Annotated in this window: 18 protein-coding genes; 9 read left to right on the plus strand and 9 right to left on the minus strand. The window is 62.8% G+C overall.

The features are described from left to right. Nucleotides 1-30: 30 nt before the first annotated feature. A complete protein-coding gene (locus ARUE_RS07210) occupies nt 31-2010 on the minus strand; it encodes an HNH endonuclease signature motif containing protein (protein ID WP_014921248.1) in 1980 nt (659 codons plus the stop codon). Nucleotides 2011-2081: 71 nt separating this feature from the next. Further along, nucleotides 2082-2714 carry an SACE_7040 family transcriptional regulator gene (locus ARUE_RS07215; protein WP_014921249.1) on the minus strand — a complete coding sequence of 211 codons (633 nt, stop codon included), beginning with the start codon at nt 2712-2714 and terminating at the stop codon, nt 2082-2084. A 141-nt stretch (nt 2715-2855) separates the two neighbouring features. On the opposite strand from ARUE_RS07215, the gene ARUE_RS07220 reads away from it, so the two are divergent. From ARUE_RS07220 to ARUE_RS07250, 7 genes are read left to right on the plus strand one after another with little or no spacing between them, the layout of a single operon-like run. After that, a complete protein-coding gene (locus tag ARUE_RS07220; RefSeq protein WP_014921250.1) occupies nt 2856-4466 on the plus strand; it encodes a carboxyl transferase domain-containing protein in 1611 nt (536 codons plus the stop codon). A gap of 2 nt (nt 4467-4468) precedes the next feature. Next, nucleotides 4469-6664, plus strand: a complete 2196-nt coding sequence (locus ARUE_RS07225) for an ATP-binding protein (RefSeq protein ID WP_014921251.1) — start codon at nt 4469-4471, stop codon at nt 6662-6664. Further along, nucleotides 6661-7824, plus strand: a complete 1164-nt coding sequence (locus ARUE_RS07230) for an acyl-CoA dehydrogenase family protein (RefSeq protein ID WP_011774242.1) — start codon at nt 6661-6663, stop codon at nt 7822-7824. The genes ARUE_RS07225 and ARUE_RS07230 overlap by 4 nt, the downstream gene beginning before the upstream one ends. A 37-nt stretch (nt 7825-7861) precedes the next feature. After that, nucleotides 7862-8710: a CoA transferase subunit A gene (locus tag ARUE_RS07235; RefSeq protein WP_014921252.1), complete on the plus strand. Its 849-nt coding sequence runs from the start codon at nt 7862-7864 to the stop codon at nt 8708-8710. Then, entirely contained in the window at nt 8707-9459 is a 753-nt protein-coding gene (locus ARUE_RS07240; protein ID WP_011774244.1) for a CoA transferase subunit B, read from the plus strand. The genes ARUE_RS07235 and ARUE_RS07240 overlap by 4 nt, the downstream gene beginning before the upstream one ends. Beyond that, nucleotides 9456-9941, plus strand: coding sequence for a MaoC family dehydratase (locus tag ARUE_RS07245; protein WP_011774245.1), 486 nt, complete (start codon nt 9456-9458; stop codon nt 9939-9941). The genes ARUE_RS07240 and ARUE_RS07245 overlap by 4 nt, the downstream gene beginning before the upstream one ends. A gap of 40 nt (nt 9942-9981) precedes the next feature. Then, nucleotides 9982-10851 carry an HpcH/HpaI aldolase/citrate lyase family protein gene (locus tag ARUE_RS07250; RefSeq protein WP_043469983.1) on the plus strand — a complete coding sequence of 290 codons (870 nt, stop codon included), beginning with the start codon at nt 9982-9984 and terminating at the stop codon, nt 10849-10851. Nucleotides 10852-10938: 87 nt separating this feature from the next. Here the strand turns inward: ARUE_RS07250 and ARUE_RS07255 are convergent, their stop codons facing one another. Genes ARUE_RS07255 through ARUE_RS07280 form a run of 6 tightly spaced genes read right to left on the minus strand, consistent with a single transcriptional unit; the run spans nt 10939 to nt 17183 of the window. Next, nucleotides 10939-12069 (minus strand): Gfo/Idh/MocA family protein, encoded by a 1131-nt coding sequence (locus ARUE_RS07255; protein WP_014921254.1) that lies wholly within the window; start codon nt 12067-12069, stop codon nt 10939-10941. Further along, on the minus strand, nt 12054-12755 hold the full coding sequence (locus tag ARUE_RS07260) for a ThuA domain-containing protein (RefSeq protein ID WP_043469986.1): 702 nt from the start codon (nt 12753-12755) through the stop codon (nt 12054-12056). The genes ARUE_RS07255 and ARUE_RS07260 overlap by 16 nt, the downstream gene beginning before the upstream one ends. A gap of 32 nt (nt 12756-12787) precedes the next feature. After that, entirely contained in the window at nt 12788-14008 is a 1221-nt protein-coding gene (locus tag ARUE_RS07265; RefSeq protein ID WP_011774249.1) for a Gfo/Idh/MocA family protein, read from the minus strand. Nucleotides 14009-14021: 13 nt separating this feature from the next. Then, complete coding sequence (locus ARUE_RS07270; RefSeq protein ID WP_014921256.1) at nt 14022-14921, minus strand: carbohydrate ABC transporter permease; 900 nt, start codon at nt 14919-14921, stop codon at nt 14022-14024. Then, nucleotides 14921-15859 carry a carbohydrate ABC transporter permease gene (locus tag ARUE_RS07275; RefSeq protein ID WP_014921257.1) on the minus strand — a complete coding sequence of 313 codons (939 nt, stop codon included), beginning with the start codon at nt 15857-15859 and terminating at the stop codon, nt 14921-14923. Before ARUE_RS07275 ends, ARUE_RS07270 begins: the two co-directional genes overlap by 1 nt. Nucleotides 15860-15863: 4 nt before the next feature. Beyond that, on the minus strand, nt 15864-17183 hold the full coding sequence (locus ARUE_RS07280) for an extracellular solute-binding protein (protein ID WP_014921258.1): 1320 nt from the start codon (nt 17181-17183) through the stop codon (nt 15864-15866). A 284-nt stretch (nt 17184-17467) separates the two neighbouring features. Here ARUE_RS07280 and ARUE_RS07285 point away from each other — a divergent pair, with 284 nt between their 5' ends. Further along, a complete protein-coding gene (locus ARUE_RS07285) occupies nt 17468-18535 on the plus strand; it encodes a LacI family DNA-binding transcriptional regulator (RefSeq protein WP_011774253.1) in 1068 nt (355 codons plus the stop codon). Here the strand turns inward: ARUE_RS07285 and ARUE_RS07290 are convergent. Continuing rightward, on the minus strand, nt 18507-19967 hold the full coding sequence (locus tag ARUE_RS07290) for a lipase maturation factor family protein (RefSeq protein ID WP_014921259.1): 1461 nt from the start codon (nt 19965-19967) through the stop codon (nt 18507-18509). The genes ARUE_RS07285 and ARUE_RS07290 overlap by 29 nt on opposite strands. Nucleotides 19968-20070: 103 nt before the next feature. Between ARUE_RS07290 and dxr the strand changes: the two genes are divergently transcribed. Further along, nucleotides 20071-21255, plus strand: a complete 1185-nt coding sequence (gene dxr, locus ARUE_RS07295) for a 1-deoxy-D-xylulose-5-phosphate reductoisomerase (RefSeq protein WP_014921260.1) — start codon at nt 20071-20073, stop codon at nt 21253-21255. The last annotated feature ends 31 nt before the right edge of the window (nt 21256-21286 follow it).

The raw sequence follows: 21286 nt of genomic DNA on the forward strand, positions 1-21286 counted from the left end.
GCCGTGAGATCCCAGACCGGCAACTCCCCCTCATATTTGGTGGGGTGTGTGGTGGTGGTTGCGTCTGGGTTTTTGGTGGGGGTCGATGTGGGGTGGGGGTATGAACCAGGGGATGCCTGTTGTCATGTCGATGCGCCATTGCTCCTTGTGGATGAGGTGGTGGTGGTGGCTGCAGAGCAGGGTGCCGTTGTTTGTGCCTGTGGTGCCGCCGTGGGACCAGTAGGTGGTGTGGTGGGCTTCGCACCAGGGTGCGGGCATGGTGCAGTCGGGGAAGGCGCAGCCTTGGTCGCGGGCGGTGATGGCTTTGCGGATGTGGGGTGGGAAGATCCGGGTGGTGCGGCCGATGTCCAGGATTTGGGAGTCGCTGCCGAGCAGGACGGGGAGGATGTCGGCGTCGCAGGCGATTTTGCGGATGGTGTTGGGGTGGATCGGGCCGGTGAACGTGGCTGTGCCGGTGCTGAGCCGGTTCCCGGAGCCGGGCTGGGTGGGGCTGAGTTGGAGTTGGTTGAAGAGGTCGCGGCGGTCGATGGTGACGGTGACTTGGGGTCGGAGGCCGCCGTTCGACGGGAGTTTCGCGGTGCTCATCGCGACGCTGCACGCACCGACGAGGCCGTCGAGGAGTTTCTGGGCCCTCGAGCGCCGGTCCAAGTCGGGGCCGGCTAATCCAGGTCCTGTTCCATGCGCCGCTCGGCCGTCGGCGCCTGATCCGTCGGGGTCTGTTCCGTCTGTGGCTGCTCCGGCCGGGGCTCCCGTGCCAGGTTCGTCGTCCGGGCCGCCCTCGGCTGTGGTGGTGAGTCGGGGGTTGGTGGCGGCGTTCATGGCGGTGGTGAGGGTTTCGTATTGTTCTGCGGTGGCGAAGATTTCGAGGTGGTGGAGTCCGTGGCGGCGTCGGCGGCGGAGGAACGCGCCTTGGAGTTGGCGGAGTGCTTCTTCAGTGGGTTCGGGGCCGTCTTGGTCGATGAGGTCGGTCCATCGTCGGGCCATCTTGGCCACGAAGTCGGGATCGGATTCGATGGCGGTGTTGGTGAGGGCGTGTTCCATGTCGGTGATGGTCCCGGGTTCTGCGAGGTGCCGGACTTTGTCCAGGGCGGTGCTGATGATCGTCGCGGACCGGGAGGGCACCAAAGCCGATCCGATGGCGTCGGCGAGGATTTCACGCCGGGCCGGGACGTCCTGCCCGGTTATGCCGGCCTGGGGGAGGACCTCGGCGGCGAGGGCAAGCCTGCGCCGGGCCTCTCCGATACCGATCCGCAACCGTGCCCGAAGGAACTCCGCCGCGTTCCGATACCCATCATCCAAAAAACTGCCCGCCGGGGCCGTCGCCTCGGCATGGGCTGCTCCCGCCAGAGCCGCACTCACGTGGGCCGCACTGTGGCTCGCTCCCGCCAGGAATGCTCCCGCCGGGCCGGCACCTGGTGACGCTGCGTCTCCAGCAACCGCCGAAGCACCGGCTGGCTCAGTCCACCCCGTCCGCCACTCCGGCGCTGCCGCCGACACCCCCGGCCGGGCTTGCTGAGCTTCCTTCCGGGTCCGTTCCACCGCCTGCGCAGCAACCAGCTGCAAGTACTCCACCGACCGGGAGATCTCCTCGACCCTGCCAGCAAAATCCGCGGCCTCAACAAACCCCAACTGGGAAGCCTCGTCGGCAGCGGACAAGCGTGCGGAGACCAGAAGTGCCGCGCTGTCATCAAGAAGCGCCGTCAGGTCCGGCCTGGCAGCCGAAAGATGTTCGGGCGCCTCTGTGTCGAGACTTTGGATCAGCTGGACGGCCGGGATCAATCCGGCGCTTTGGGCGGGTGCATCAGACGTCGGAGCGGATTCGGCCGGGCCCTTGAGCAGCCCGGCGTCATGGAAGTAACAGGTAACCGTGGCAGGCGCCGTCGAATCCTTGAACCCGGCCTTAACCAAGTCCGGCATGCTCAAGAAGTGTCGTGACCGCATCGCAGTCAGGGCAGCAACAGCAGGGGACGATTCCGCCCATGATGCCATCGACTGCGCCAATTTCTCCATGAAAAAATCATTTCATCGGGGTCTGACATTTTTAGCGCAACGTTCAAGGACGCCCTCCTACCGCCGGAAAATCAGGCCGACGTCAGAGCCGCCAAAGCCATCTGTTCCAGGATGGGCCTGGCCGACTTTACAGCGATCTTCCTGCCGTGATGACGCACCGAGTGGGGTGTGGAATTGATCAATCCAAAGGCTGCGTGTGCCCGGACCCGGAGGCCGGGGACATCTGCGTCCGTGTGAATACGGGCCAGGACGTCAACCCAAGTTTCGACGTAACTGCGCTGGAGGGATCTGACTTCGGCTTGGTCGGCGTCGCTGAGACTTCCGAAGTCCCGGTCCTGGACACGGATGACGTCAGGATTGCTGAGCGCGAAATCAACCTGAAACTGGATCAGGCCTTTCAGCGCGGACCGGGGATCGTCCGATTCCGATACCACCCGCAATCCGCCGTCCAGGAGGTCGCGGCTGACGCTGAGAAGAAGCTCGCCGAGGACGGCTTGCTTGCCGGGAAAATGCCGGTACACGGCGGGTCCGCTGACACCTGCTGCTGCTCCGAGGTCCTCAAGCGACACGCGGGTAAAGCCGTTTTCGGCGAAAAGTCCTGCTGCAGCGGACAACAGGGCCAATCTGCGGAGCTCCTTTGCCTGGCCGCGTTGTGTAGCGGCGGTGCGCGTGCCATTGATGCTTGCTTCCGGACCTCCGGTCACGTTTTCCTCCTTGCGTCAGCCCCGCCCGACCTGCTGTCGGGACCGACTGTGCTGGACATCACAGTTAATACAGACTAACCTAAATTTCAGTTACGTGGCACTAACCGAAATGGCCTGTGGCCGGGAATGGAACAGGGGTCAATGGAGACAATCGCCAGCCTGACGGGAGCCGCCAGCGGCACCTTTGAAGCCAACCAGGAGGCGCAACTGTCCTTGGTGAAGGAATTGAGGGAACTCTTGGCGGCGTCGGCCCTCGGCGGTCCGGCAAAGTCCCGGGAGCGGCATATCGCCCGCGGAAAGCTTCTTCCGAGGGAACGCATCGACTACCTGCTCGATGATGGCAGCCCGTTCCTTGAGATTGCACCCTTGGCTGCGAATGGCATGTACAACGATGATTCCCCGGGTGCCGGGGTTATTGCGGGCATTGGTTTGGTCCATGGACGCCATGTCCTGGTGATCTCCAATGACGCCACGGTCAAGGGCGGCACTTACTACCCCATGACGGTGAAGAAGCACCTCCGGGCTCAGGAAATCGCTTTGGAGAACAAGCTTCCCTGCATCTACCTGGTGGATTCCGGGGGTGCATTCCTGCCCAAGCAGGACGAGGTCTTCCCGGATAAGGAGCACTTCGGCCGGATCTTCTACAACCAGGCCAGAATGTCCGCGGCCAAAATCCCGCAGATCGCCTCCGTCATGGGATCGTGCACGGCCGGCGGTGCCTATGTTCCCGCCATGAGCGACGAGACGGTCATCGTCCGGAACCAGGGCACCATCTTCCTGGGTGGCCCGCCCTTGGTCAAAGCAGCCATCGGCGAGATCGTTACCGCCGAGGAACTGGGCGGCGGCGACGTGCACTCCCGGATTTCCGGGGTCACGGACCACCTGGCCGAGAACGACCAACATGCGCTGGAGATCGTGCGGGATATCGTGTCGACGTTACCGAAGCCGGCGCAGCCGGCATGGGACGTGTCCGACGTCGTCCTGCCGCCCGTCGTCGATCCCTCAGAGATCTACGGCGTGGTTCCCACGGACGTCAACGCCCAGTACGACGTCCGCGAAGTCATCGCGAGACTGGTGGATGGTTCCGAATTCCACGAGTTCAAAAAGAACTACGGCACCACGCTGGTGACCGGCTTCGCGCACCTGCACGGCCACCCGGTGGGCATCGTTGCCAACAACGGTGTCCTCTTCAGTGAATCGTCCCTGAAGGGCGCCCATTTCATTGAGCTCTGCGATCAGCGCGGCATTCCTTTGATCTTCCTGCAGAATCTCTCCGGTTTCATGGTGGGCAAAGACTACGAACAGGGCGGCATCGCCAAGAACGGCGCCAAGATGGTCACCGCAGTGGCCACGGCTCGGGTGCCCAAGCTGACAGTGGTCATCGGTGGTTCCTTCGGTGCGGGCAACTACTCCATGTGCGGCCGGGCCTATTCGCCACGGTTCCTGTGGATGTGGCCGGCAGCCCGGATCTCCGTCATGGGAGGAAACCAAGCCTCCAGCGTGCTGGCAACCGTCAAGAGGGATCAATACGAGGCGGCCGGCGAAGAATGGTCCGCCGAGGACGAGGAAGCCTTCAAAGCTCCCATCAGGCAACAGTATGAGGACCAAGGCAGTCCGTACTACTCCACTGCGCGCCTATGGGACGACGGCATTATCGACCCCGCTGACACGCGGCGTGTCCTGGGCATGGCCCTGGACGTCGTCTCCCGCCAACAACTGCCCGAGACCTCCTTCGGTCTCTTCAGGATGTGATCATGACCCTGCCAACAACAACCACAGCCCCAGGCAGCACGGCAGTAGACTCCAGAACCTTCGGTGCCGTCCTCGTTGCCAACCGTGGTGAGATCGCCTGCCGCGTCATCCGGACACTAAAGGAGATGGGAATCCGCTCCATCGCCGTGTACTCGGACGCGGACAAAGACGCCAAGCACGTGACCCTCGCCGATACCGCCGTCGCCATAGGTGGCACGGCACCCGCGGAAAGCTACTTGAAGATCGACGCCATCATCGACGCGTGCCGTAGGAGCGGGGCGGAGGCAGTCCACCCGGGCTATGGCTTCCTGTCCGAGAACGTGGAGTTCGCCAAAGCGCTGGACGCTGCGGGCATCACGTTCATCGGACCCGGCATCGGTGCCATCGAGGTCATGGGCGACAAGATCCGGTCCAAGAACCACGTGATGGCCTACGACGTTCCGTGCGTTCCCGGCATCGCCAAGCCCGGACTCTCCGATCAGGAGTTGATCGAGGCGGCGCCGGGGGTCGGTTTCCCCTTGCTGATCAAGCCCTCTGCAGGTGGCGGCGGCAAAGGCATGCACGTGGTGGAACGGCCCGAGGACATGGCCTCCACGCTCGCAACGGCAAGGCGCGTGGCAGCGTCCGCTTTCGGTGACGACACCCTTTTCCTGGAAAGGCTCATCCGCGCACCCCGTCACATCGAGGTCCAGGTCCTGGCTGACAACCACGGCAACGTCATCCACCTCGGCGAGCGCGAGTGCTCCCTCCAACGCCGTCACCAGAAGGTCATTGAGGAAGCCCCGTCTGCCCTGTTCGAATCATTGCCGGACGGTGCGGAGGAACGGGCCCGTATTGGCGAGGCGGCCTGCAACGCAGCGCGTTCGGTCAATTACAGCGGCGCGGGAACCGTAGAGTTCCTGGTGTCCGATGAGCACCCCGACGAGTTCTTCTTCATGGAGATGAACACCCGGCTGCAGGTGGAGCATCCCGTCACGGAGATGGTCACGGGCATCGACCTCGTGGAATGGCAGGTGAGGATCGCCGCCGGTGAAGTGCTCACCGTGGCGCAGTCCGACGTCGTACTTAATGGCCACGCTGTGGAGGCGCGGGTCTATGCTGAGGTGCCGGAGCGGAACTTCATGCCGTCGATGGGTCGCATTGTGGCGCTCGCCGAGCAGGGCGCAGCGGATGAAACCGTCTCCGGTCAGCAACGCGCCCACGCCAACGTGCGCATTGACTCCGCAATGCGGGACACCCTGGAAATCACGGGCGACTACGACCCCATGCTCGCCAAGATCATCGCGTGGAGCGAGGACAGGGCAGCGGCGCTGGATACCCTCGACGCTGCCCTTGGCCGCTACACGCTGCTGGGCGTGGACACGAACGTGGAGTACCTGCGCCTGCTGATCAACGATCCCGACGTCCGGGCCGGGCGCCTCGACACCGGGCTGATTGAGCGCAGGCTGCCGTCCATGGAGTTCCGGCATGCTGGTCCCAGGGAACTGATCGCCGCCGCTCTCACACTGTGGCTGGAGCGCACCGGCCCGGCGCTCGCCGGTGACGCGTGGAAGACTCCCGATGCCTGGCGCGTCGGCGCCCGCGGCGCGTGGACAGCCACGTTTGGTGTTCCGGGCGGTGAAATCGCAACGGTGTCCATCACCGAGACGGTGTCCAACACCGAACAGCGCGGCACCGTATCGGCAATGGTCGACGGCGGGGACCCGGTCAGCGTCCGGGTGGCGGACCGCAGCGACAACAGCGTCGCTTTGGAGTTCGACGGCGGCTTGGTCACCTTCGCGGTTGGGATGGCGCCGGGTGTGACGGCCGGTGTCCGCGAGCTGTACGTGGGCAACGATGGCTGGTCCTGCCGGCTCGAGGTCCTGGACCGGGCAGAGCGCCTACGGCGGATGCTCGCCGGCATCCAGCGCGACGAAGGCGTGGCCGATCCGGGGGTGCGCTCACCCATGCCCGGGACGGTGGTGTCCGTGTCCGTGGCCGACGGAGATTCCGTGGAGGAAGGCCAAGCCCTCCTTGCCGTCGAAGCGATGAAGATGGAGCACCAACTGGTGGCCTCCGTTGCTGGAACCGTCCACCTCACCAGCAAACCCGGCGATTTGGTCAAAGCCGACCAGGTGCTCGCCACCATTCACGTAGCTGACGCCGCAGACGACACGGCCACCACAGACAAGAACACAGACAAGGAAGTCCAGTCATGAGCACGTTTGACCTGAATGAGGAGTACCAGGACCTCAGCGACTCCGTCCGCGAGTTTGCCGACGAAGTTGTGGCACCGGTCTCCGCCAAGCACGATGAAGAGCATAGCTTCCCCTACGAGGTTGTGAAGCAGATGGGGGAGATGGGCCTGTTTGGCCTGCCGTTCCCCGAAGAGTTTGGCGGGATGGGCGGAGACTACTTCGCCCTTGCCTTGGCCTTGGAGCAGCTGGGACGCGTGGACCAGTCGGTGGCCATCACCCTCGAAGCCGGAGTGTCCCTGGGCGCCATGCCGGTGTTCCGCTTCGGCACGGAGGAACAGAAGCAAGAGTGGCTGCCACAGTTGGCGTCCGGACGTTCTTTGGCTGGGTTTGGCTTGACTGAGCGCGAAGCCGGTTCGGATGCCGGCGGTACCAAGACCAACGCCCACGTGGAAAACGGCGAATGGGTGATCAACGGCAATAAGGAGTTCATTACCAACTCCGGTACGGACATCACCACACTGGTCACCGTCACGGCAGTAACGGGCAAAAAGGAGAATGCCGACGGCAGCACCAAGAAGGAAATCTCCACCATCCTTGTCCCCACGGACACGCCCGGGTTCACTGCTGAAAAGCCGTACAACAAGGTGGGATGGAACGCTTCCGACACCCACCCGCTCACCCTGGACAATGTCCGGGTTCCTGAAGCGAACCTGCTGGGTGAGCGCGGCCGCGGCTACGCGAACTTCCTGTCCATCCTGGACGAGGGCCGCATCGCGATCGCTGCGCTGGCCACCGGCGCGGCTCAAGGTTGCGTGGACTTGTCGGTGAAGTATGCCAAGGAACGCAGCGCGTTCGGGCAGAACATCGGCAAGTACCAGGCCATCCAGTTCAAGATCGCTCGCATGCAGGCAAGGGCCCACACTGCCCGCCTTGCCTACTACGACGCCGCCTCCAGGATGCTGGCGGGCAAGCCGTTCAAGACTGAAGCGGCCATCGCTAAGATGGTCGCAGGCGAGGCAGCCATGGATAACGCGCGGGACGCCACCCAGGTGTTCGGCGGCTATGGCTTCATCAACGAATTCACGGTGGCACGCCATTACCGCGATTCCAAGATCCTTGAAATCGGGGAGGGCACCACCGAAGTCCAGTTGATGCTCATCGCCCGCGAGCTGGGTCTGTAACCGTACGTGGGTCGGCAGTGGCAGGGAAGGATCAAGGATGATTGACAAGGTTGTTGCCAGCGCCGCGGAAGCGGTGAAGGACATCCCGGACGGAGCCTCGCTAGCGGTGGGAGGTTTCGGCTTATGCGGTATCCCCGTCTCCCTGATCGAAGCCCTGCACAGCCAAGGCACCGCCGATCTTGAGACGGTCAGCAACAACTGCGGGGTGGACGACTGGGGCCTTGGCATTCTCCTTAAGGATGGGCGAATCAGACGGACCATCAGTTCGTACGTGGGCGAGAACAAGGAATTTGCCAGGCAGTACCTGGCGGGGGAGTTGGAAGTAGTCCTCACTCCACAGGGCACCCTGGCCGAGAAGCTCCGCGCCGGTGGCGCCGGCATTCCTGCGTTCTACACCAAGGCAGGTGTGGGAACCCAGGTGTCCGAAGGTGGCCTCCCGCAGAAGTACGACGCCGAAGGGAACGTTGCGCTGGCCTCGTCGCCGAAAGAGGTACGGACCTTCAATGACGCGGACTATGTGCTGGAAGAGTCCCTGACACCTGATTTCGGCTTGGTCCATGCCTGGAAAGGTGACCGCCACGGGAACCTCGTTTTCCACGCGACAGCCATGAACTTCAACCCCCTCTGTGCCATGGCGGCAAGGACCACCATCGCCGAAGTGGAGGAGTTGGTGGAACCCGGCGAGCTGGACCCGGAGCATATCCATACGCCGGGGATTTTCGTCCAACGGGTGGTGGTGGCTACCTCAAACGAGAAGCGGATAGAAAAGCGCACGGTAGCGCTGGCCCCCAGTAGCGGACCAGGCCAGTCCGGACCAGGCCAGTCCGGACCAGGCCAGTCCGGAACAGCCCAATCCGGAACAGACCAGGCAGGAGCGGCACGATGACGGACAACACGTACCAGGACATCCCGCCCCGTCCCGAAGCCGTCCGGCACGAATACCGTCGCGCCGACGTCGAACATCACGAGGCCAAAGGCTGGACCCGCAACGAACTGGCCGCCCGCGTGGCCAAGGAACTCACCAACGGGCAATACGTGAACCTGGGAATCGGGATGCCCACTCTGATCCCCAACTACATTCCGGACGGCGTGGAGGTCATTCTTCACTCTGAGAACGGGATTCTGGGAGTGGGCCCGTACCCGGCTGAGGACAAGGTGGATCCGGACCTGATTAACGCCGGAAAGGAAACCGTGACCACGAATGCGGGTGCTGCGTTCTTCGACTCGGCGTCGTCCTTCGGCATGATCCGCGGCGGACATGTGGACGTCGCTGTGTTGGGTGCCATGGAGGTGGCCGCGAACGGTGACCTGGCCAACTGGATGATTCCAGGCAAGATGGTCAAGGGCATGGGTGGTGCCATGGACCTGGTGTTCGGCGCCAAGAAGGTCATTGTCATGATGGAACACATGGACCGCAGCGGCAGGCCGAAAATCGTCCAGGACTGCACGCTCCCGCTCACAGGAAAGGGGTGTGTGGACCGCATCATCACTGACCTGGCAGTCATCGACGTCGTTAAGGATGAAGGTGACCCACGCTTGGTCCTCCGCGAGTTGGCGCCCAACGTCACGCTTGAGGACGTCCTGGCCGCTACAGGGGCCGAGCTGTTCGAGGAAGACCAGGAGCTCACTGTATGACGCGGGTGGTGGAGCAGCGTGGGCTGTATTTCGATGAACTTGAAGAGGGCGTGATCTATGCCCACAAACCCGGACGCACCGTCACGGAGACGGACAATGTCCTCTTCACCACCATGACCATGAACACGCAAGCGCTGCATCTGGACGCGGCATGGAGTTCCGGTCAGCCGTTCGGGCAGCGGCTCATGAACTCCATGTTCACTCTGTCCACCATGGTGGGGCAGTCGGTGACCCAGCTGACCCAGGGAACCATCATTGCGCAGCTCGGACTGACGGATGTCACTTTTCCGCACCCGCTGTATCACGGCGATACCCTGTACACGGAAACGGTGATCACGGGAAAGCGGCTGTCCTCGTCCCGCCCCGGGCAAGGAGTGGCCACCATGCAGCACACTGGCCGTAATCAAGACGGGACAGTGGTTGCCTTGGCCACCCGGACCTGCCTGATGTGGACCAAAGAAGCGCACGCCGCCCAGTCATAGTTTTCCGTTCGTGTCAGCACTTCAGCAGCAAGGAATTCGCATGCCCTCCACCGACTCGTCCACCACGGCGGTTCTTCCGTTTACCATGGGTCCGGCCCTCTTGTTCTGCCCTGCAGACCGGCCGGAGCGCTTCGGGAAGGCATCTGAGCGTTCCGATGCCGTCATCCTGGATCTCGAGGACGCCGTGGCTCCGGCGGACAAGAAGGGGGCCCGCGAAGCGATTCTTGAACAGGCAGGTTCCGCAGGGCAAGGTACAGGCGGTCTTGAGCCAAGCCGCACCATTGTTCGGGTGAATCCCGTGGGGACGCAGGAGTTCGAGCTCGATCTTGAGGCTCTGGCCAGGACGCCCTACCGCACCGTCATGTTGGCAAAGGCGGAGAGTGCGGAGCAGCTCAGGTCTTTAGAGGGTTATCAGGTCATCGCGCTGTGTGAAACCGCGGCAGGCATCGTCAATGCTGCTTCGATTGCCGCCGAGCGGAACGTCGTGGGTCTGATGTGGGGTGCCGAGGACCTGCTGGCTTCCCTGGGTGGCCTCTCCAGCAGGAACGACGACGGCGGGTACCGGGCTGTCGCGCTGCACTCACGGTCCGCCGTGCTGCTTGCCGCGAAGGCCGCCGGCAAGGAAGCCATCGATTCCGTGTACGTGAATATCCCGGACCTTGAGGGTTTGTCCGCCGAGTCCCGGGATGCCGTTTCCAGTGGCTTCGGAGCGAAAGCCTGCATCCACCCGAACCAGGTGGCCGTGGTCCGGGAGGCCTACGCGCCCACCGACGAAGCCGTAGCCCAAGCCACGGAACTTCTTGAAGCGGCGGCTGCGGCAGGCACAGGTGTGTTCCAGTTCAAGGGGAAGATGATCGACGGCCCCATCCTCAAGCACGCGGAAGCGACGCTCCGCCGTGCAAGGCACTAACGACGAATCCGGCCTTTGTTTGTCCCACACACCGTAGAACGGCGAGGTGGGCAAACAGGGGCCGGATTCGTTAGGGTGGCCAGGGCGCTAGGCGCGTACCGGCGTCGAGACTTCCGTCAGTTCCACCAGTTCAACCCCAGCGGGCCGCGAGGCCGTGCTCTTGATGGCGACCGCTTGGCCGCTCTTGGCTGATTCCAGCACAGATTCCATGATGTCCAAAGCGTGGAAAGCGAGCCGGCCGCCGGCGCGTGGTTCCTGTCCGGGTGGAGTTGCTGCGAGGTCGGCGATGCCGAAGCCACGTCCGGAGTCCACATACCCGGCGGAGACGGGCAGTGTTTCCCAGTCCTCGGCGCCGAGTGCAAAGAGCTGCACGTCGCCGTCGAAGTGGTTGGGATCCGGCACGATGAGTGACCCCTTTTCACCGTGGATCTCGATGTTGGGGCTCTTGGTTTTCACGGCGTCAAAGCTCATGAAGAGGGTGGACAAGGCGCCGGACTCATGGACCAGAACCCCGGTGACGTGCGAGTCGATGTCCACCGGGACCACCTGTCCCTCACGCGGGCCCGAACCAATGGTGCGTTGGCTGCGCGTGTGGCTGGCAGCACCCACCACTGACACCACAGGACCGAGAAGTGTGACCAGCGCCGAGACGTAGTACGGACCCATGTCCAGTAACGGTCCACCTCCGGGCTGGTAGTAGAAGTCCGGGTTTGGGTGCCAACGCTCATGCCCCGGCGTCGCCATGGTTGCAGTGGCGGAGACGGGGGCGCCGATCAGACCGTCGTCGATCGCTTTACGGGCAGTCTGGATGCCAGTACCCAGCACGGTGTCCGGTGCGCAACCAACCACAACCCCCGCTGCTGCGGCGGCCGCAAGTACCTCCCGGGCCTCAGCCGTTGTAGCAGCCAACGGCTTTTCACCGTAGACCGACTTGCCGGCGGCGATTGCTTTGAGCGCGATGTCCGCGTGGGCCGCAGGGATGGTCAAGTTCAGGACGAGGTCCACATCGTCCGCTGCCAGGAGTTCGTCCACGGACAGCGCCCGGACACCATCGTAGGAGTCGGCCACGGCCTGCGCCCGCGCCGGGTCAAGGTCCGCTACGGCCACCAGGTTGATGGGATCCAGCCTGCGGAAGTTGCTCAGGTACTGGGCAATGATGGCGCCGCACCCGATGACTCCGACGTTTAGCGGCTTGGCAGGGGTTATCGAGACGCCCACAGCATGCCCCTTTCAATGATGGTACGGACGTTGTTGTCCTGGAGGATTTCCACGCGGTGGCCCGGGGTGCAGACGAAAATTCTGCCCGTGCCCCATTGACGGGTCCAGATGGCCGGTGAGGTGACTTCGCGGTTCCAGGGATCCCAGTCACGGACTTTCTGGGTGGTGGTGGCCAGCACATCGATGTAGTCGTCGGACAGGACCCAGTACTGCTCCGTGACGAGGTCGAAGTCGCCGATTCCCTGGGTGATGGGGTGCTCGGATGCAGCGGTCATCATGTTGACGGTGTAGGCGACGTAATTGTCTGATTGCTCCCCGACCCGCTCGTCAGGGTGCTTGCCGGGGTGGCAGGCGAACTGGCCGCCGATCAGGTGCAGGTAGTCCGAGTTGTTGCGGTAGGAGTCGGCGATGCCACCGTGCCATCCCGCCAGGCCGGTGCCGTTTTCGACGGCGGTGCGCAGGCCCTCGAACTCATCCTTCTCGATGGTGGTCATGGTCATGCATTGCACGATCAGGTCCACTCCGGCCATGTAGTCGGGATCGGCGTAGATCTTGGGCGATTCCTCCACCCGGACGTCGTAGCCGTTGTCCTTCAGATAGGGAATGAACAGCTCCGTGGCTTCCACCGGCTGGTGTCCGTCCCAACCGCCGCGAACCACCAGCGCTGTCTTGTTGTTGCTTGTCATGGTTTCCTTCGTATCGGGCGTATTCATATCAGTCAGATGTTCTGCCAGCGGCTGGCATTGTCTGCGCTGGCCTCCACCGCGGCCAGGACCTTCTGCACCTGCAACGCGTCAGCGAACGACGGCGAGGGCTGCTCGCCTGCGCCGATGGCTGTCACAAGGTCCACCACCTGATGAGTAAAACCGTGCTCATAACCGAGACCATGCCCGGTGGGCCACCAGTTGGCGGCGTAGGGGTGGGAGGGTTCGGTGACCATGATCTTTCGGAAGCCTGCATCGGGTTCCAAGGCAGAATCGTAGAACTGCAGCGAGTTCATGTCCTCGAAGTCGAAAGCGATGGACCCCTTGGTGCCGTTGAGTTCCAGGCGCATGGCGTTCTTGCGTCCCAAGGCAAAACGGGTGGCTTCGAAAATGCCAATGGGGCCGGAAGCGCCAGTGGCGCGTGAGCCGGCGTCAGCGCCGCCGTCGTGCTTGGCCTCAAAACGGGCGGTGAACAGCGCGGCGTCGTCCACGGTCACCGGGCCGCGCGGCCCGTCAGCGCCGCCGTGGCCGCCCAGACCCACGAAGTCACCGCCTACCGGGCGCTCCTTCACGAACGTCTCCAGCAGAGCGGAGACCCCGGTGATGTTGAGCCCGGTGATCCATTGCGCGGCATCGATGCTGTGCGCGCCGATGTCGCCGAGCGAGCCGGACCCGGATTTGGACTTGTCCAGCCGCCAGGTCAGCGGAGCCTCGGCGTCACTGAGCCAGTCCTGAAGGTACTGGGCACGGACGTGTCGGATCTCGCCCAAGCGGCCGTCGTCCACCATCCTCTTGGCCAGCGCCAAGGCAGGGGTGCGTCGGTAACTGAAGCCGCACATGGAGAGCACACCGCGTTCAGCTGCGGCCTTGGCCACCAGCGTCATCTTCTCGGCTTCCTCCACGGAGTTGGCCAACGGTTTTTCGCAAAGGACGTGCTTACCGGCTTCCAGCGCTGCGATAGCTATCTCCGCGTGGGTGTTGCCCGGAGTGCAGATGTCGATGAGGTCGATGTCGTCGCGCTCAATGAGGCGGCGCCAGTCGGTCTCGATGGAGGCCCAACCGTATTTACCGGCTGCTGCCCGTACACTTTCCTCGTTCCTGCCCGCCATTGCGGTGAGTTCAGGTGCCAGCGGAAGGTCGAAAAAGCGCGGTGCCGTGCGCCATGCGTGCGAGTGGGCGGCGCCCATGAAGGCATAGCCCACCATGCCCACGCGTAAGGGTTGTGGTGTGGTCATCAGTAAATCCTTTCTACTTGCTGAAACCTGCGGTGAGGCCACTGAGCAACTGCCGGCGGGCCACCACGTAAATCACCAGCAGCGGCAGCGTTGCCAGCACCACCGAGGCGAGCACCGCCGGGATGTTGACACTGAACTCGCCCTGGAAGGTCCACAGTGACAACGGGAGAACCCGGGTGTCCGGGCTTTGCGTGAGGATCAGCGGGAACAGGAAACCGTTCCACACATGCAGTGCGTTGTAGATGCCAACCGTAATGACAGCAGGCTTGGTCATGGGCAACGCCAGGCGCCACATCATGGCCCAATCGGAACAACCGTCCAGCCGCATCGATTCAAACAATTCGTTGGGAACATCGCGCATGAAGTTGGACAGGATGAGCACCGACACCGGGATCGCGAACGCAATGGAGGGCAGGATCAGAGCCAACAAGGTGTCGTACATGTGGGCCTTGGTGATCATCCAGTAGATCGGAATGATGGTTGCGTGCAGCGGGATAGCCAGGCCCAGGAGGAAGACGTTGTTGGTCCAACTGAGGAACCTTCCCTTGCCCCGGACGATGGCGTAGGCCGCCATGAAAGCGACGAAGAGTGCCGGAATCACGCTGCCTACTGTGACAATGAGGCTGTTGGTGAAGTACTTGGCGAAGTCGTTTTCCAGGACCAGCTTGTAGTTGTCCAGGGTTGGCTCTGCCGGTGGCAGCATCGGGTTGGATGTGAAGAACCCTGCCTGGTTCTTCAAGCTGGTGATGACCACGTAGTAGACGGGCACGATGATGATCGCCAACCAGAGCCAGCCCCCCAGGCCGCCCAGGAAGTTGGGCCGCGAACGGCCAAGCCGTTGAGGCCGACGGCGGGTGGTCACCTTTTCGGGGATTGTTGCCGGGGCCGTGGGGAGTTGGGTGGTGGAAGCCATTACGCACCTTCCAGTTGGCTGGCGTTGCGGTTCTTGCCGCCGAGTCGTTGCAAGAACAGTGCCAGGGCCAGGCCGATGACAACGAGGATCACACCCAAGGCGCTCGCCGCTCCCATGTCGTTGGCTTTGAAACCGGTCAGGTACATGTGCAGGGGCAGGAGCCTGGTGGAGTAGCCCGGTCCGCCGGCGGTCAGTACGAACACCAGGTCGAAGTACGCCAGGGAACCCACCACCATGAGGGTGGAGGAAGTGATCATGGTGTACTTCAGCTGCGGCAGGGTGATGTTGAAGAACTGCTGGACACGGCCGGCACCGTCAATTTGCGCAGCCTCGTACAGCGAGGCAGGAATCTGGCGCACGCCGCCTTGGTAGATCAGTGTGTGGAACGGCACGAACTGCCAAGCAATCACGAATACCACCACAAACAGCACCAGGTCCGAGTTGCCCAGCCAGTCCTGCGCGAGGATCGGCAGGCCCAGGCCGGGGCCGAGCCCGAAGTTTGGGTCCAGCAGCGCCTTGAAGGCGATGGCCACAGCGGCAGAGGAGAGGAGCAGGGGCACGAAGTACAGGACGGCCAGTGCCGCGCGGTACTTCTGGCTGGCCGCCGTGAAGACACCAAGCAACAGGCTGATGGGTGCTTGGACAATGAACGAGAAGAACATGATCTTGGCCGTCACCAACAAGGCGTTGCCCGTGACGGGATCGGCTAGGACCGTGTTCCAGCTGGACAGGCCGTCGAGTTTGATCTCACCGAGGCCGTCCCAGCGGGTGAAGCTGAGGAACAGCACTCCCAGGAGCGGGAGGATGGCGAAGAGCATGAAGAACGCGAGGGCCGGGACGGCCAGCCACCCTGACGGACCCTTTTCCAGGGTCCGTCGGGTGCCTGGGGCACGTTCGGCGCCCACTGCCCGTTGAGGCGTGGTGGTAGTTGCGGACACCGTATTACTTCCCGATCGTCGCGTTCATGGTGGAGGCGAACTGCTCAGGAGTGATCTTCTTCAGGAAGATCTGGTCGAGGTTGGCCAGCATGGCATCTCCTTGCGCGGGGCTGAGCGCCTGGTCCCAGGAAAGTGTGAAGTCCGGGGCATCCTTGGCCATGTCATAGACGTAGCTCAGGAAGTCCTTGTCAGGGGAGGCAGCGAGCTTGTCTTCAATGCCGGTGACCACTGGTACGGCTCCTGAATCGATCAGGCTTTGGACGTTCTCATCGTTGAACATTCCGTCTTTGACGTACTCCAGGGCGGTCTTCTTCTGGTCCTCGGTGGCCTTGGAAGATACAGACCAGAAGTTGGACGGGTTGCCCACAACGTTCGCCGGGTCACCCTTGCCGCCTTCGACAGTGGGGAAGGGGGTGTATCCGAGCTTTCCGCTGGAGACGAAGTCGGCCGCGTCCTTCTTCATGCCTTGGTAGATCCAGCTGCCCTGGAGGATCATGGCGGCCTTGCCTGTGTACAGCAGGGCTTGGTCCGCGTTGCTGTCAGCGGCAATGGAGGAGAAGCCGTTGATGAAGCCGCCGGCGTCCACCAGTTCCTGAATCTTGGTCAGTGCCTCGATCACGGCGGGGTCGGACCATGCGTTCGGCTTGTTGGCTGCAATATTGGCGAAGACTTCAGGGCCGCCGATACGGTCCACAAGGTATTCAAGCCACATCAGGTCCGGCCACTTGGACTGGCCACCCAGGGAGAAAGGTGCCACGCCGGCTGCCTTGAACTTGGGCACCAGCGCCATGAGCTCGTCCCAGGTCTTGGGCGGTTCTGCACCGATCTTCTCGAAGACTTCTTTGTTGAAGTAGAGCACTACAGGCTGCACCTTGTTGTTTGGCAGCGCATAGGTCTTGCCGTCGATCACGCCGCTCTCAAGAATGGAGGGAAGGTAGCGGCTCTGGACGTCGGGGTTCTCCTTGAGGAATCCCGTCAGATCATCCACCTGGCCGGCATCGACGTAGGACTTGAGCACCCCGCCGCCCCAGCCGTAGACGAGTGTGGGTCCTTGGCCGGCGCCGACGGCGGTACGCACCTTGGTCTTGTAGGCGTCGTTGGCAAAGAAGTCGAGCTTGATGGCGGAGTCGGGGTGTGACTTGTTCCAGGAGTCAACGGATGCTTGGAAAACAGGCTGGTCGCCGCCGGTGAGTCCCCACATGGTTGCCGAATCCGCCGAGGCTCCTGTTCCAGCCGGGCCCGAGGACCCGCAGGCTACGAGTGCGATCGACAATGCGGCTGCAGAAACGGCCATTCCGGCGGTGCGCAACTTGAGATTATTCATGTGCAGTTTCCATTCGTCCTTCGGGCTCGACGCTGATTGCCCGGTTGTGCGTTTAAAAAGCCACACTCCGCGGTGAGGCGATCGACTGCGATCATCCACATCCATTGACATTTCGAAATATTTCGAACATCCTTTCGGAAGTGCCCACCAAATTTAGCCGTGACACGCATCACCGTCAAGGCCTTTTTGTGGCCACATATAGAGGAGTGGCTCGGTTCGTTGACGGATTTCATCTTGATCGGGGACACTGTACTCATCCGAAATATTTCGAAAGCAGGAGAGTTGTGGAACCAGATCCTCGCCCGTCCAAACTCACCTTGGCCGCGGTGGCAGCCGAAGTAGGAGTCTCTGCGCCCACCGTTTCCAAGGTGGTCAACGGCCGTGAGGACGTGGCAGAAGCCACCCGCGCCAGGGTTCTGGCAGCACTACAGCGCACCGGCTACAAGTCGCCGCTCCAACGCAAAAGCATCCCCGAGCATCGTGCCGTGGAAGTGGTCTTCGATTCGTTGAATTCGGCTTATGGAGTGGAGGTCCTCAATGGCGTGATGGAACACGCGGCAGTATCGGACATGGAGGTAATCCTTTCCATCACCGGGCGCCAGGCCGGTTCGCCGCTTGGACCTGAGGAACGGGCACAGCGCCTGCTCGACGAGGGCCGTGCCGGCATGATCGTGGTGACGTCGGCCTTCGGCTCCGCGCAGTTGGAGGCGTTCAAACGCCGCCAAATCCCCATCGTGGTGGTGGATCCGCTGAATCCGCCACCCGCCGATGTCTTCAGTGTTGGCGCCAGCAACTGGGCCGGAGGCAAGGCCGCGGCATCACACCTGCTGGAGTTGGGGCATCGAAGAATCGCCTACATTGGTGGCCCCTCCACGGCGGAGTGCAGCCAAGCCCGCCTTCACGGCTATATGGCCGCCTTGATGGCAGAGGGCGTGAGCGTGGACCACGAGTACGTTTCCGATGGCCCCTTCAAGCCGGAGAACGGAGTACGCGCCATGAAAGCCCTGCTGGCGCTCGACAATCCGCCCACGGCGATCTTTGCCGGCAGCGACAGCATTGCGCTAGGGGTCCTCGCTGAAGCTCGGCGCCAGGATGTTCGTATTCCCGAGGAAATGAGCTTGGTCGGTTTTGACGGCACACACCAAGCCGAGGAATCCGTGCCGCCCCTCACGTCCGTGTCGCAGCCTCTGCAAGAGATGGGACGCTCTGCCCTGAGCTTCATCCTTCGCCAGAAAAACGGCGAGGAAATCGACTCGCGAAGGGTTGAGCTGGCCACGCACCTCGTCGTCCGCGAGTCCACCGCACCTCCGCGGGTGTCCACCGCTAGGGGAGTCGCCGCCGTCGAGGGCTGAGTGACACCGGCGGGATGGCGTCATACAGCAGCACCCGCACCCACCGTTCGCCCGTCTCGCGGAACTCCGCCCGGCTGGCGAAACGGTACAGGTAGCTGCGCGCCCGCACCCAACGTGGGCGTTCGCCGTCGAACGGGTCAACGCGCAGCAGTCCAAGAGTGCGTCTGTCGGCCTCCAACAACCTGTCCAGAAATATGTAAAACCAATCTTCGTGGACGGTCCTCAGCGGCAGGAACCACATCAGCCAATCCAAGCGCAGATGGTAGGGCGCCCATTGGCGGGGGAGTCGTCGCACGTCGCCGGGCTTGCCCTTAAAGCCGTACTCCAGCCACCGCTCATCCGGGGCGTCCGGCGCATCATCCAGCGTGCCCTCCACCACGATTTCAATGCGCTGCTTGGTCACCGTCCCAAAAGCTCCATAGGCGTTGACCAGGCGCCACCGGTTGAAACTGGCGTTCATCAACTGCCGGCTGGAGAAGAGGTTGAGGAGCGGCTGGTAGCTGAACACCAGCAACAGAACGGTCACAAGCACGACGACGGCGAGCCACCACACCGGGGTTTCAGTGCTTTGGTGCCACTCCAGCGGGATGAACGGAAAGACCGCATGGGCCACGGGGTCGCTGACGGCGGCGAAAGCCAGGACAATTGCCACCCAGTTCAACCACGCAAAGTTCCCGGTACCCACCAACCACAATTGCGTCGCGATGATGATTCCGGCGGCGATGCTGGCCAGCGGCTGAGGGGCGAAGAGGAAGAACGGCACCACGAGCTGCGCGAAATGGTTGCCCACCACTTCTACCTTGTGCAGCGGACGCGGCAGGAGATGCGCTTGTCGGCTCAGCGGGCCAGGCATCGGCTGTGTCTCGTGGTGGTAGAACATCGCCGTCATATCCCGCCACTCGCGACCACCCCGGATCTTGATCATGCCGGCACCGAACTCAAGCCTGAACACCAGCCACACAATAAGGATGAGGATGGTTGTGGGCGGCGGAGACTGGTTTGAGCCCAGGAACGCCACCGTGAAACCGGCCTCGAGGAGAAGGATCTCCCAGCCGAAACCATAGAACGTCTGGCCGACGTTGACGATTGACATGTAGAGGAACCACAGGGTAAGGAACGCCAGCATGGGAAGCCACGGAGGACCCGTTTGGGGGAGGCCCATGACCAACAGAACGGACACGCCGATACCCGTCCAGCACACGGCCTTGAGCAGCGTATCGGAGTAGCGCCACCGAAACAGAGTAGGCCGGGCCAGCCGACGGGCCATGTCCAGGAAAGCCGGCACCGGCAACAGCCCGCGCTCGCCGAGAAGTGCCGGGAACTGGTTCAGCGTGGAAAGGAAGGCAACGGCGTAGAGCACGGCTGTGCCGCGCTGCAATACCTGCCGGGCGAACTCGTAGTCCCGCGCATCAAACCAGGACAGCCACTCCACGATTCCACGGTACGCGCGGGCCGGTGGTGGTCAAGCGGTGTCGGTTTTCCACATACGCACCAGTCCGTTCGCGGCCCCCTGTAGTGACTGGGATACTTAAGCAATGCAGCCGCGCAAGATCGTCATCCTCGGGTCCACCGGTTCCATCGGCACACAAGCGATTGATGTCGTCGACGCCGCCCCACACCGTTTTGAGGTGGTTGCGCTCAGCGCGGGCGGAGGAAACCTTGCACTCATCGCGCAACAGGCCGTTCACACGCGGGCGCAAGCCGTGGGTATCGCCCAAGGAGATCAGGGAGCCCTGCGGCAATTGATCGCGGCCGCTGCCGCTGCAGCAGGCGTGCGAAACTTCGCTCCGGAGATTTTTGTTGGGCCGGACGCCTCCACCCGGATCGCCGCCATTGAGTGCGACGTCGTCCTCAACGGCATCACCGGTTCCATCGGATTGGCGCCCACCTTGGCCGCGCTCGGTACGGGAGCCACGCTGGCACTGGCCAACAAGGAGTCGCTGATAGTCGGCGGCGCCCTGGTCAAAGCTGCTGCGAGCCCCGGCCAGATCGTCCCCGTTGATTCAGAGCACTCCGCCATTGCCCAGTGCTTGCGTTCAGGAACGGACCAGGAAGTCGAAAAGCTGATCCTGACGGCATCCGGCGGGCCCTTCCGCGGACGCTCACGGGAACAGCTCCACGACGTCACGCCGCAGGAGGCGCTGGCTCACCCCACCTGGGACATGGGCCTCATGGTCACCACAAACTCGGCCAGCCTGGTCAACAAGGGCCTCGAAGTGATTGAGGCACACCTGCTGTTCGACGTTCCCCTGGATAGGATCGACGTCGTGGTTCATCCGCAGTCCGTGGTCCATTCCATGGTCCAGTTCGTGGACGGATCCATCATTGCCCAGGCGTCACCCCCGGACATGCGGTTGCCGATCGCGCTCGGGCTGGGTTGGCCGGACCGCGTCCCTCGCGCTGCACAGGCATGCGACTGGACGCAAGCCACCAGCTGGACCTTCGAACCCTTGGATACTGTGGCGTTCCCGGCCGTGGACCTCGCCAAGGACGCCGCGAAGCAGGGCAGCACGTTCCCGGCAGTGTTCAACGCCGCCAATGAGGAAGCCGTAGAGGCCTTCCACGCCGGGCGCATCCGCTTCACCCAGATTGTGGATACGGTTGAGTCCGTCCTCAGCGAACATTCAGGCTCCTCTGAGCTAACAGTGGAGTCCGTGCTTGATGCTGAGAAGTGGGCACGCGCCCGTACCCTTGATCGTTTAGCCAGCAGCGCCCTGTAGCTCACAACCCTTATGGAAGCAGTCCCACCGG

Origin of the sequence: Arthrobacter sp. Rue61a, from assembly GCF_000294695.2 — a bacterium.
Lineage (GTDB): Bacteria > Actinomycetota > Actinomycetes > Actinomycetales > Micrococcaceae > Arthrobacter > Arthrobacter aurescens_A.

Bases quoted from the DNA above. Each gene is read 5' to 3' on its own strand.
- ARUE_RS07235 (WP_014921252.1), top strand. From the start codon at position 7,862: ATGATTGACAAGGTTGTTGCCAGCGCCGCGGAAGCGGTGAAGGACATC.
- ARUE_RS07240 (WP_011774244.1), top strand. From the start codon at position 8,707: ATGACGGACAACACGTACCAGGACATCCCGCCCCGTCCCGAAGCCGTC.
- ARUE_RS07260 (WP_043469986.1), bottom strand. From the start codon at position 12,755: ATGACAAGCAACAACAAGACAGCGCTGGTGGTTCGCGGCGGTTGGGAC.
- ARUE_RS07225 (WP_014921251.1), top strand. From the start codon at position 4,469: ATGACCCTGCCAACAACAACCACAGCCCCAGGCAGCACGGCAGTAGAC.
- ARUE_RS07230 (WP_011774242.1), top strand. From the start codon at position 6,661: ATGAGCACGTTTGACCTGAATGAGGAGTACCAGGACCTCAGCGACTCC.
- ARUE_RS07220 (WP_014921250.1), top strand. From the start codon at position 2,856: ATGGAGACAATCGCCAGCCTGACGGGAGCCGCCAGCGGCACCTTTGAA.
- ARUE_RS07250 (WP_043469983.1), top strand. From the start codon at position 9,982: ATGCCCTCCACCGACTCGTCCACCACGGCGGTTCTTCCGTTTACCATG.
- dxr (WP_014921260.1), top strand. From the start codon at position 20,071: ATGCAGCCGCGCAAGATCGTCATCCTCGGGTCCACCGGTTCCATCGGC.
- ARUE_RS07210 (WP_014921248.1), bottom strand. From the start codon at position 2,010: ATGGAGAAATTGGCGCAGTCGATGGCATCATGGGCGGAATCGTCCCCT.
- ARUE_RS07245 (WP_011774245.1), top strand. From the start codon at position 9,456: ATGACGCGGGTGGTGGAGCAGCGTGGGCTGTATTTCGATGAACTTGAA.
- ARUE_RS07280 (WP_014921258.1), bottom strand. From the start codon at position 17,183: ATGAATAATCTCAAGTTGCGCACCGCCGGAATGGCCGTTTCTGCAGCC.
- ARUE_RS07265 (WP_011774249.1), bottom strand. From the start codon at position 14,008: ATGACCACACCACAACCCTTACGCGTGGGCATGGTGGGCTATGCCTTC.
- ARUE_RS07270 (WP_014921256.1), bottom strand. From the start codon at position 14,921: ATGGCTTCCACCACCCAACTCCCCACGGCCCCGGCAACAATCCCCGAA.